Source organism: Gilliamella sp. B2772 (assembly GCF_026536985.1).
Lineage (GTDB): Bacteria > Pseudomonadota > Gammaproteobacteria > Enterobacterales > Orbaceae > Gilliamella > Gilliamella apicola_E.
In genome coordinates this window covers 347,460-358,956 of the sequence record NZ_JAFNNB010000001.1, presented here as the reverse complement: position 1 = coordinate 358,956, position 11,497 = coordinate 347,460, and the positions used below count along the sequence as shown (strand labels likewise).

Here is an 11,497-nt window from a genome sequence, read left to right as displayed (position 1 = left end):
ACGGTAGGAATATGGTAAACAAAAGATCGCTTGTCGATAAGCGATCTTTTATCTCAAGAAATGGATTGTTAATGATGATAAATAAAATTATCGATCAATCTAGTTTTACCAATATAAACCGCTAAAGCGCATAGACTATCTTGCTTTAATACATCAACATTGGTTAACGTTGCAAAATCAACAAATTCAATATAGTCAATTTTAGCTAATGGTTCATTATTTATCACGTTTTGCATGGCCTTTAAGATGGTTGCAACTGATTTTTCACCCGCTTTGATCATTTGCTTAGCCTGTTCAATTGAACGATATAAGCAAATAGCGGCTAGGCGTTCTTGTTCAGACAAATAGCTATTGCGCGAACTTTTAGCCAGTCCATCACTTTCACGCACAATCGGGCAACCAATAATTTCGATGGGAATATTGAGATCTTGTACCATTCGTTGAATGACGGCTAACTGTTGCGCATCTTTTTGTCCAAAATAGGCACGATCAGGTTGAGTAATATTAAATAGTTTGGTGACAACCGTACAAACACCTTTAAAATGTCCTGGTCGCTTTTTTCCACAAAGCGCATCAGTTAAACCATTAACATTGACATAGCTATTGAAATTCGCGTCATACATTTCATCGGCGGACGGACAAAAAATCAAATCAACGCCCATTTGCTGACAGGCTTTTTTATCTCTTTCTAAATCACGCGGATAGCTAGCTAGGTCCTCTTTAGGACCAAACTGCATTGGATTAACAAATATTGTAACAATCACTCTTTGATTATCTTTTTTAGCACTAGCCATTAAGCTTTGATGACCTTCATGCAGATAACCCATGGTCGGCACTAAACCAATACTTTCGCCATTGTTATGCCATGATTTAACCTGATCGCGAACTTCATCGATAGTGGTTATAACTTTCATGTTTATTATCCTTCCAAGCTAGTTTGAAAATTCAGATTTGAGTTTGGTCATGATCTCATCATCAATAGCAAACTCATGAATAGGTGCAGGGAATTGTTGCTGTTTAACTTCTTGGCAATAATCCGCAAATGCCTGTTTCATTTGATCACCCATTGGGGCAAAAGATTTAACAAATTTGGACGATACACCATCATACATAGATAACATATCTTGATAGACTAAAACTTGCCCATCACAACCATGACCAGCGCCAATCCCAATAGTAGGAACGCTAACAAGTTCAGTTATAAATTTAGCTAAATCAGCAGGTACACATTCGAGTAAAATTGCCGCAGCGCCTGCCTGTTCAACAGCTAAAGCATCTAAAATAATCGCTTTTGCTGCTTGATAATTTTTACCTTGTACTTTGTAACCACCCAATGCTAATACTGATTGCGGCATTAAGCCAATATGGGCAATGACAGGAATTGAGGCTTGAGCGATCATCTTAATATGCTCACAAAATGCTTGTCCACCTTCAAGCTTCACCGCCTGAGCATTCCCTTCTTGTATCAATCGTCCAGCATTATGCACGGCATCATAAACAGATGCATGGTAAGACATAAACGGTAAATCGGTTACAACCAATGCTTTTTTAGCGCCCCTTGCCACGGCTTTAGAGTGATGGATCATATCGTCCATAGTGACTGATACTGTGCTTTCATAACCCAGCATAACCATACCTAATGAATCACCCACTAATAAACAGTCGACACCGCTATCATCCATCAATTTTGCTGTCGTATAGTCATACGCGGTTAGCATGGTGATCTTTTCTTGATTTTGTTTGCGTTGTTGTAAAGTCAAAATTGTATTTTTCAAGGTAACAGCTCCATTTCTAATTGATGATAATCCCTATCCGGATGTTTTTGACGACTGATATTAAGCAAAATAGTCGATAATTGTTGATAAATTGGTTTGAGCTCATCTGGCATTGCCATCATATGTTGCTTAATGGTTTCAATATCGTTACGCTCCACAGGTCCAGTTAATGCATCTATGACTCCCGCTTTACAAATGTTGTTGGCATTACCAAGAAATAGCGGATGCCAAGCTTGTTCAGAAAACTCTTTATCTAATCCACATTGATTAAGTAAATCTACACCTATTTGTACGAGAGCTAGCACTTGATTACTTAGCATGACACAAGCAGCATGATATAGTGGCTTTTTATTTGCTGAAAGAATTGCTAAGCGATTAGGTAATAGCGCTAAAAAACGTTGTAATTGGTCGATAATAGCTTTATTTGCTTCGAGCGTAAAAGAGACGTCCGACATAGTATTATAGCAATCGAACTTATCATAAATAGCGTATAAAGGGTGTAATGAAAAAGCGAATGGATGCACAACTTTATTTTGCTGAAATATGTGTGATGTCAATAAGCCACTACAATGACCAATCCACTTATTGGTAATAGGTAATTGACATAATTCATGCCAGACAGAAGCAATTTGGCCATCAGCTACTGTCACCAATAAACAATCGCAATTATTCACTAAATCAGCTAAAGATGAATAAGCATAAGATTTAGTAAAATCACTAGCTTGTTTAGCGTGTTCATAAGTTCGGCTATAAAAACCTGCAACTTGTAAACCCGATAAACTAAAATATTTCGCTAGTGTGCATCCAACTTTACCAGCTCCAATAAAACCAATATTCATTATTAATAACAAAATTTAAACAAAGCGGCATTATAGCCTAATTTGATTGAGATTCAATTTTTAACCCAAAAACAAGCAAATATTTAAGAATTACTTGCTAATCAAACCTAAAAAACCCCGCTTCTCAACTTTTTCGATAATTTTAAAAAGCAATATAAGCAATTGAGAATGATGAAAATAATTATTTTTCAGGATTGTCAGTCAATTGAAGATTTTGGTATTGTTTAGTATTTTCATTCCATTCTTCCAAGCTAAATCGACAAACATAGCCTTTTTCGTTTGATCTTGAATCAATTGCGCCGATAATTATTAAATAATCTTTCCCCTCTTTTGGTGTAAAAACGAATTTCTTTTTATTCCATTCACATGTAGATGGAGGCGTATGAGAAGAACCAATCCCGAGAAAACGAGGCACATAATGTCCATTTCGTTCGAAATCTATATCAAAAATAAAAGGCTTATTGGGAACGATATTAATTTGAGATAAAGATATAAAATATACTTTTAGTAAAAAATAAGATCTTCATTTCCATATTTGAATTTAATTATTTTTCACATTGGTATTTAAATAAAAATTTAACTTTTATTTTATCCATTTTATAAAATATTTTACTTTAATTCATTCGACTGATACGCTTTCTCTTAATAGAATATTATTTAATTTTTTTTCTGATGTTTTTGCTTTTTTTGTTTTTTTTGCTCTTTTTTCTTTTTCCCAAAATCATTAGAATAATTACGATAACGAATTGATTCATATAAAGAAATAAAAAAATTTATTATTACCGCCATCACCAAGCAAAAAATAATAGTACCAATTGTGGATTTTAGTGATTCAGCTGAAAGTTTAGGGTCATTGTGTGGAGGTATGCCAATCCTAGTATAACCTAAAGCATATTGGTTTTGCAAAATAGTAACAATAAATACTAACAATAAAGTCATTTTGGTCTTCATTATTTATACATCCTTGTAATGACGAAATTACCTTTATTTTGAGTTAATATTAATTATATTATTATACAATATAATTATACTAACAGTAGACTATCTTTAAATTCCTTTTAATGAAAAAACACTGATTTTTTTTACAAAAAATTGCTGAAATAGATTAGGGATTTTTGGTAATGATGGCGTTGGTAAAAATATTCAAGAATTATTTGCTAATTAAATCTCAAAAACCCCGTTCCTCAACTTTTTTCATCAATTTAAAAAGCAATATATGCGATTGAGAATGATAAAAATAGTTATTTTTCAGGATAGTCATTCAATTGAACATTTTGGTATTGTTTAGTATTTTCATTCCATTCTTCCAAGCTAAATCGACAAACATAGCCTTTTTCGTTTGATCTTGAATCAATTGCACCAATAATTATTAAATAATCTTTCCCCTCTTTTGGTGTAAAAACGAATTTCTTTTTATTCCATTCACATGTAGATGGGGGCGTATGAGAAGAACCAATCCCGAGAAAACCAGGCACATAATGTCCATTTCGTTCGAAATCTATATCAAAAATAAAAGGCTTATTGGGAACGATATTAATTTGAGATAAAGGTTTGAAATCGACCTTAGGAAGATTATTCTCCAAGATCAGAATTCGATTTAAAAAATCGAAATAATCATTGGGAAGCGGAAATCTAGAAAGTTTATAAGTGGGAGGTACAGTTAGAGCATTGCCAAATCGGTAAGGAAGCAGATTTTCATTAGAATCGCTAGTGTCATATACTGACAAACCATAAAAAGAAAAACTAAAAATTCCGATTTGAATAACCGCGAGTCTAGCTTGTTCATCTGTAGGTTCAATTTCTGAATAGAAGTGGCTTTTAGCTAAAAGTTCAGCATACTCTTTGTTTATTTTTTCCCATTCTACAGATGTTGATTTACACGAAATTATACTAAATGTAAAGATTAATAATAATCTTGAAAAGTTAAACATCGCCATCCCTGAATTATCATAATGCAATCTTATAAATAAAAAGATAACATATAATTTATTAGTTTATTCTTTTTTTTCCAAAATTATTTGCACATCTATTTGATGAATTTGTATCTTCTTTTTTCTTAATCTTTTTTATCTTTCCTGCTTTCTGAATTAAGTTGTTTTTTACGTTTATCTTCTTCCAATTTTTTATTTTTCTTTGATTCTTCATAGTTTTTGTAAATATGATATAAAATAATACCAACAGCAATGGCGAATAGTAAAATGATAATTATAGAGGCATCATCTCCGTCGCTCCCCCTTGAATGATGACTAGGAGAATAATACATATGAACTCGTGGGATATAAGTTCTGTGATATCCAATCCCATACGCATTTTGTATCAGAGTAATAAAAAAAACTAAAGCTACTATTATTTTTGTTTTCATTATTTGTACATCCCTGTAATAACGAAGTGATCTTATTTTAAGTAATCTTAATTATCTTATTATTATACAATAATATAATTATACTAACAGTTAACTATCTTAAAAGTCATTTTAATGAAAAATACACAGATTCTTTTACAAAGAAATCGCTGAAATAAACGGTTTTAAGGTATGCGTTTATAAGTCGTTTCAATATTAAACTCCACAAACATTTTTTGAGTCTTATCCCCCTTCATTATTAATAAACAATCTTACTTCAATTTGCCTTCTAAAATAAATTTATGCGCCATTTCAGTTATAATGTTATTAAGTTGAACCTTCGATTCACATTCAATTGCATCTTTAAATTTTGAGTAATTATTCTCAGGTAAAATTGGAAAGATAATTATTTTTCAATATAGTAGGTTGATTGTATATTTAGAAATTGTTTTGTATTTTCATACCATTTTTCCAATCTCGATCGACAAACATAATCTTTTTCGTTTGATATTGATTCTATTTTGCCAATAGTTTTTAAATAATATTTATCTTCTTTAGGTATGAAAATGAATTTCTCTTTATTCCATTCACATGTATATGAGTTTATATGAGTAGCACCAATCCAAAGAAAACTAGGCACATAGTCATATTGTCCACCACACTTGGTATCTATATCAAAAATAAATTGTTTATTAAGCGCTGCATAAATTTGAATTAAAGCGCTGAAATCAACTTTTAAAAAATTATAATTTAAAATTGTAATTTGTTTTGTATAATCGGAATACTCATTTAGAAATGGAAATTTAGTGAGTTTATAAGTTGGCGGTATAGCTGCATCATCGACAAATCGATAAAAATGTTGAATTCTATAAGAACCTCTATAGATTGCTTCATAACGTTTTTTTTTCTCTTCTTCTACTTTTTTATCTTTTTGATGTTTTAATTCAGAATAAGTATAGTAAATACTAAGTAACATACAAGCTGATACAAACGTTAAAAACATAATTATGATGGCATATGTTGTATCCATATCAACCTTTGTATGCCTTGAATGACCGTGTAAAGCAGGAGTATTATGCATCATAAACCTACCATACGCATTTTGTATTGTAGTCATAAAATAAACTAAAACTACTATTACTTTTGTTTTCACTACTTGTACGTCCCTGTGAAGAGCAAATAATCCTTAATTCGAATCAATCTTAATCTTCTAATTATTTAATATATTATTATTTTACTATCAGTAAACTATTCTAAAAATCCTTTTAATTCAAAATACGATGCATCTTCCTACAACAAAAAACGCAAAAGGAAGTTAAATTCAAGGTACACGTTTACAAGTAGCTTCAATATTAAATTCCATAAAGGTTCTTCTTGGATCACAATGTTCGTATTTTGTAAATGAACTCTCTTTTAATTCATTTTTTGAAATAAACTTATACTCAATTTCAGTTATAATATTATTGATTTGATCTATCGATTCACATTCAATTGCACCATTGAGTTTTGCGTAGTTATTATCAGCAGAAATAGGCGCAATAAACGCATAATATTTTGTTTGTACTGCGAATCCTTCTTCATATTTCTTAATAAGCGCTACATAACCTGTATTATTGAGTGTATAAGATTGTATTCCTTTCAATTTTGAGTCGTAATAATGATAGCTTGTACCGCGACTATCGTCGACTTTACAATCCCAAGTTCCTTCTAGCATTTCAGCAGTAACTTTTTGTCGCTCTTGACAACCAACTAGAGTCAATAATGATATTGAGAGCGCCAATAAATTTTTAAACATTTTACTTCCTGTATAGAATTGACTATTGTCTATTATAACAAACAATTTAATAAATTCTTCATTAATTTAATAGGTTACACATAGCGACAATATTATTCATAGGTGAAATTTCCTTTCAATAAAGCTTTGCCAACCTTCGACTAAGGTCTTTTTATAATTTGTGATGCTGATAGGATTTTGAAATTTTATTGAGCAGATTTTCCAGCTCCTGATGCTGTCTTTATATAGTATTACTGATGCTAAAACTATCTTGCCACATCAGATATAGCCATTCCTTGTAATAATAAATTTATTGATAAAAACCTTATTTTTATAAATTTAAGAGCATAAAACAGGGATGGTTTTTAGGTTAAATCCAGCTTCTTTATAGGTTTTATACCTTTCACGGGCTAGCGATTTTTGTTGTTCTTCAATGGGGACAAAGTCAATAATATCGCGGTATACACCAGCAAATTCAGGGTATTGCTCTTGTAGATTGATAAGTAAGTGACGTGAACCATTGCTACTGCGCTTTTGTGGCCAACAGATTTCGACGGGTGATCCGCTTTTCAGGCCTTCGCCAGCTAGATTATGGGGAACAAAATTTTCAGTATCGAGTTGCCATAAATATTCATCAATACGTTCGGCTTGAGCTTGATCTTGACAGGCCACTAATACACGTTGCCGGTTTTGCCATGCTTCAACAATTTTTTCACACGCTAGCTTTTCTTTGAATAAAACCCCGGCATCATTGGCTGGGGTTGGGTTTTCAAGTAGATAAAATATCACTTTTTTCATGTGTTTACTCATTTTTGGTTAAGTAAGTATTGAATTAACATCGCGACTGGTCTGCCTGTAGCACCTTTGTTTGCACCCGATTTCCAAGCTGTTCCTGCAATATCAAGATGTGCCCATTGGTATTTTTCAGTAAAGCGAGATAGGAAACAAGCGGCTGTAATCGTTCCTCCATCTCGACCACCAGCATTGACAATGTCAGCGCAGGTTGATTTGATTTGTTCTTGGAAATCACTATCAATCGGTAATGACCACGCTTTGTCTCCTGCTTGATTTGAGGAATTTACCAATTGTTCAGTAAGCTCTGCGTTATTACCCATCACGCCAGTATAATGATGACCGAGTGCAATGATACAAGCACCAGTAAGTGTAGCAATGTCAATCACAGTCTTGGGTTGGAAACGTTCAACATAAGTTAAAGCATCGCATAATACTAAACGACCTTCTGCATCGGTATTAATGATTTCAACGGTGGTGCCCGACATGGTGGTTAAGATATCACCAGGACGGTATGAATTACCATCTGGCATGTTTTCACAACCAGCCATCACGCCAACTACGTTGATAGGTAGTTTTAATTCAGCCACAGCTTGCATTACACCAAACACAGTGGCAGCACCACACATATCATATTTCATTTCATCCATACCGGCTGAGGGTTTGATGGATATGCCACCTGAATCGAAGGTTAATCCTTTACCAACTAATACATATGGTTTGGCTTTTTTGTCTTTGGCACCATGATATTCTATGACCGTCATAATTGATTCGTTAGCTGAGCCTCGTCCAACCGCTAAATAAGCGTTCATGTTGAGTTTAGCAAGCTCTTTTTCACCTAAGCATGTCACTTTCAAGCTTGAATGCTGTTTACCTAAACTTTTGCCCTGCTCTGCTAAGTATTTAGCATTGCCGATGTTAGATGGCATGTTGGCAATGTTTTTGGTACTGACAATAGCATTTGCAATAATTTGTCCTTGCGATAATTGACTTTCTACATGCTTGATTGTTTTTTTATCGCTATAAAGTAGCGTTACTTTTTGTAAGCTTGGTTTTTCTGATTTTGTTGATTTGAATTGGTCAAAACTATAGGTTAATTCGCTAGTAATTTGTGGTAGTTGTTTAGCAATTTCACCACTTATTGCAGGATTTAGAGTCAGAATGTCCCAACTTATATTTTTAACTTGTTTAGTTATTAACTCTTTTGTAGCTGCTTGTATCATTTTTTTTGCAGCGTTAATATCAAAATTTTTTGCTTGGCCACACCCTACAACTAATATTTTCGGAGAATTCGGGCTAGCGTATAAAAAGGTGGTTTTACCTAATTCGCAGTTAATGTCACCTGACTTGATCAGCTGACTAATCATACCCTTGGTTAATTCATCTATATCCTTGATTAAACTAGTTTGTTTCTTGCCTAATTGGACAGTTACCACTAAACATTCTTCTTTTTGTAATGTGATTAATGAGCTGTTTTTGATTGAGTATTTCATAGCGTTCTCTTGTAAGATTTTTATGGTGAATAGTAACATTTTATCGGTTCATTAAACGATAGCAACAAAAAGATAACGAAACAACGCAAATCAGATTATAATAGTGCGATTTGATAAAACGGATAGATAGGTAAAAAAGTGATAATTCGCCGATATTTAATTAAAGAGACGATGAAAACACAAGGTGCAATACTGTTTATTTTATTGCTAATTTTCTTTTCTCAAAAATTAATCAGAATTTTATCCAGCGCTATTGATGGCAGTATTCCACGTGATTTGATTATGCCACTTTTAGTGTTAGGTGTGTCGAATATGGCTGATCTTATTTTGCCACTAAGTCTATTTTTAGGTGTGCTTGTTACCTTTGGTCGGCTTTATTCGGACAGCGAGATGGTCGCAATGCATGCATGTGGGATTAAGAGAAGACTTAACTATCAGGTTGTGCTATTTCTGTGTGTGATCACCTGTATATTCACAGCACTCAATAGCCTTTGGTTTGGACCTTGGTCTAGCGTGAGACAAGATCAGCTAGTCGAAAATGCCAAGATTAATCCAAGTTTAGCCGGTTTATTAGCTGGCCAATTTCAACAAACACCTGATGGCAACTCGGTAATTTATATTGGTAATGTTGATCATAATAAGCTAGATAACGTATTTATAGCCCAAATCAATCCGAAAAATGCTCAACGCCCTTCTATTATTATTGCTAATAAAGGGAAAACTGAAGAAGATAAAGATGGTAATCAAATCATCACACTTGAAAATGCAAATCGTTATGAAGGCACGGCACAATTAAAAGATTTTAGAATTTCGAATTTTCATAACTATTTAGGTATTATTAAACCTAAGGAGCTTGAAAGCAATGTTGATGATGATAAAGTGGATGTTCAGCAATTAGGATTGCTTGAGCTTCATGAAAATCCAACACCGAAGGCTAATGCTGAATTTTATTGGCGATTGACGTTGATAATTTCGGTTCCTTTGATGGCTTTTTTAGTGATTCCATTGAGTGTGTCAAATCCAAGACAAGGAAGGCTTGCACAAATTTTACCAGCGTTACTGCTTTATTTAGTCTATTTTTTACTTTCTAGTTCGGTTAAAGCTAATGCTGGTAAAGGTCGCTTAGATCCCGCTTTGTGGTTTTATCTGATTAATCTAGGGTATTTTGTTCTGGCTTTGATTTTAAATTGTTGGGATAACTTATTTATGCGTAAACTTCGTTTAAAATTTATTGCGTCATAAGGGGAGAACGATGTTTTCGATTTTAGATCGCTATATTGGTAAAACTATTTTAAATACCATTGGCATTTGCTTATTTTTATTAATTAGTTTGTCAGGAATTATTCGTTTTATTGACCAACTTAGAAAAATCAAAGTTGATTATGATGCCTTGTCAGTTGGTTTTTATTCTTTGCTAATGGTACCTAAAGATATAGAAATATTTTTCCCTATGGCAGCACTTTTAGGCGGCTTAATCGGTTTAGGGATTTTAGCTTCAAGAAGCGAGCTTATTGTGATGGAAACTTCAGGCTTTAGTCGTTTTAAAATTGCATTAGCTGTGATGAAAACTGCTCTCCCTTTAGTGCTTATAACAATGGCAATTGGTGAATGGGTTGCTCCTATCAGTGAACAAACTGCTCGTAATATGCGCTCAGAAAAGCTTTATGGTAATTCTTTATTAGCTCAACAAGGCAGTTTATGGGCGAAAGATGGTAATGATTATATCTATATCGACCATGTTAATAATGATAGTTCTATCTCAAATATTGATATTTATAAAGTTGATAAAAATAAATTACTATCGATTACTCATGCTGATAGCGGAGTGTTTGAAAATGGAAGTTGGACGTTATCACAAATCGAGATGAATGATTTAACCAATCCACAACAAATAACGGGTACGAACTCACTTACTATGCAGTGGAAAACTAATATCACACCTGATAAGTTGAGTATTGTAGCTTTTGACCCTGATTCATTGTCAGCATCAGGACTCTATCAATATTCGCAATATTTGAAAAATTCGGGCCAAGATACAAAATATTATGATTTGTTATTTTGGAAAAAGCTGATTAAACCCGTTTCAGTTGCAGTGATGTTGTTGTTGGCCTTATCTTTCATTTTTGGACCATTACGAAGTGTATCTATGGGTATTAGGGTGATTATAGGTATTACTTTTGGCTTTATCTTTTATATCGCCGATAATCTTTTTGCTCAAGCCAGTATTGTGATGGGCATTTACCCTATCGTTGGCTCCATGATAACGAGCTTTGTGTTTTTGTTAATCAGTTATATTTTATTTAAAAGAAAAAATTAAATTATAGCTTTGATCTCCTACGATATTGGCATATAAAATTGATAAGTTATATGCCAATTTCATCCGCAATATTCATCAAAATTTCCTTTATGTATACCAATTAAGTTAAACAATGATTTTGTAGGCTTCAGGCTAAGGTTGATTGGTTTAGTTCGCACCCTTTATT

Annotated in this window: 13 protein-coding genes; 2 read left to right on the top strand and 11 right to left on the bottom strand. The window is 33.1% G+C overall.

The window, feature by feature from the left end; all coding sequences use genetic code 11:
• Positions 1-68: 68 nt before the first annotated feature.
• The 11 genes from panC to J3T98_RS01595 form a co-directional block, all read right to left on the bottom strand.
• The gene (panC, locus tag J3T98_RS01645; protein WP_267361967.1) at positions 69-914 is read right to left on the bottom strand and encodes a pantoate--beta-alanine ligase; all 846 of its coding nucleotides are present in this window, start codon (positions 912-914) and stop codon (positions 69-71) included.
• An 18-nt stretch (positions 915-932) separates the two neighbouring features.
• On the bottom strand, positions 933-1,775 hold the full coding sequence (panB, locus tag J3T98_RS01640) for a 3-methyl-2-oxobutanoate hydroxymethyltransferase (protein WP_065563502.1): 843 nt from the start codon (positions 1,773-1,775) through the stop codon (positions 933-935).
• Entirely contained in the window at positions 1,772-2,614 is an 843-nt protein-coding gene (locus J3T98_RS01635) for a Rossmann-like and DUF2520 domain-containing protein (RefSeq protein ID WP_267356800.1), read from the bottom strand. The genes panB and J3T98_RS01635 overlap by 4 nt, the downstream gene beginning before the upstream one ends.
• Positions 2,615-2,795: 181 nt before the next feature.
• Positions 2,796-3,029, bottom strand: coding sequence for a hypothetical protein (locus J3T98_RS01630; RefSeq protein WP_267332013.1), 234 nt, complete (start codon positions 3,027-3,029; stop codon positions 2,796-2,798).
• A 242-nt stretch (positions 3,030-3,271) separates the two neighbouring features.
• A complete protein-coding gene (locus J3T98_RS01625) occupies positions 3,272-3,565 on the bottom strand; it encodes a hypothetical protein (protein WP_267361966.1) in 294 nt (97 codons plus the stop codon).
• Between the two features lie 290 nt (positions 3,566-3,855).
• Positions 3,856-4,545, bottom strand: a complete 690-nt coding sequence (locus tag J3T98_RS01620; protein WP_267361965.1) for a hypothetical protein — start codon at positions 4,543-4,545, stop codon at positions 3,856-3,858.
• A 125-nt stretch (positions 4,546-4,670) separates the two neighbouring features.
• Entirely contained in the window at positions 4,671-4,976 is a 306-nt protein-coding gene (locus J3T98_RS01615; protein ID WP_267356803.1) for a hypothetical protein, read from the bottom strand.
• Positions 4,977-5,361: 385 nt separating this feature from the next.
• Positions 5,362-6,108 (bottom strand): hypothetical protein, encoded by a 747-nt coding sequence (locus tag J3T98_RS01610; RefSeq protein WP_267361964.1) that lies wholly within the window; start codon positions 6,106-6,108, stop codon positions 5,362-5,364.
• A 168-nt stretch (positions 6,109-6,276) separates the two neighbouring features.
• Positions 6,277-6,750: a hypothetical protein gene (locus J3T98_RS01605; protein WP_267361963.1), complete on the bottom strand. Its 474-nt coding sequence runs from the start codon at positions 6,748-6,750 to the stop codon at positions 6,277-6,279.
• 318 nt (positions 6,751-7,068) lie between these two features.
• Positions 7,069-7,527: a DNA polymerase III subunit chi gene (locus J3T98_RS01600; protein WP_065562503.1), complete on the bottom strand. Its 459-nt coding sequence runs from the start codon at positions 7,525-7,527 to the stop codon at positions 7,069-7,071.
• A gap of 8 nt (positions 7,528-7,535) precedes the next feature.
• The gene (locus J3T98_RS01595; RefSeq protein WP_267356809.1) at positions 7,536-9,014 is read right to left on the bottom strand and encodes a leucyl aminopeptidase; all 1,479 of its coding nucleotides are present in this window, start codon (positions 9,012-9,014) and stop codon (positions 7,536-7,538) included.
• Positions 9,015-9,152: 138 nt separating this feature from the next.
• Here J3T98_RS01595 and lptF point away from each other — a divergent pair, with 138 nt between their 5' ends.
• Complete coding sequence (gene lptF / locus J3T98_RS01590; protein ID WP_065734190.1) at positions 9,153-10,256, top strand: LPS export ABC transporter permease LptF; 1,104 nt, start codon at positions 9,153-9,155, stop codon at positions 10,254-10,256.
• 10 nt (positions 10,257-10,266) lie between these two features.
• Entirely contained in the window at positions 10,267-11,331 is a 1,065-nt protein-coding gene (gene lptG / locus J3T98_RS01585) for an LPS export ABC transporter permease LptG (RefSeq protein ID WP_220226138.1), read from the top strand.
• Positions 11,332-11,497 lie beyond the last annotated feature (166 nt).

Bases quoted from the DNA above. Each gene is read 5' to 3' on its own strand.
- J3T98_RS01620 (WP_267361965.1), bottom strand. From the start codon at position 4,545: ATGTTTAACTTTTCAAGATTATTATTAATCTTTACATTTAGTATAATT.
- J3T98_RS01615 (WP_267356803.1), bottom strand. From the start codon at position 4,976: ATGAAAACAAAAATAATAGTAGCTTTAGTTTTTTTTATTACTCTGATA.
- J3T98_RS01595 (WP_267356809.1), bottom strand. From the start codon at position 9,014: ATGAAATACTCAATCAAAAACAGCTCATTAATCACATTACAAAAAGAA.
- lptG (WP_220226138.1), top strand. From the start codon at position 10,267: ATGTTTTCGATTTTAGATCGCTATATTGGTAAAACTATTTTAAATACC.
- panC (WP_267361967.1), bottom strand. From the start codon at position 914: ATGAAAGTTATAACCACTATCGATGAAGTTCGCGATCAGGTTAAATCA.
- J3T98_RS01600 (WP_065562503.1), bottom strand. From the start codon at position 7,527: ATGAAAAAAGTGATATTTTATCTACTTGAAAACCCAACCCCAGCCAAT.
- J3T98_RS01635 (WP_267356800.1), bottom strand. From the start codon at position 2,614: ATGAATATTGGTTTTATTGGAGCTGGTAAAGTTGGATGCACACTAGCG.
- J3T98_RS01625 (WP_267361966.1), bottom strand. From the start codon at position 3,565: ATGAAGACCAAAATGACTTTATTGTTAGTATTTATTGTTACTATTTTG.
- J3T98_RS01605 (WP_267361963.1), bottom strand. From the start codon at position 6,750: ATGTTTAAAAATTTATTGGCGCTCTCAATATCATTATTGACTCTAGTT.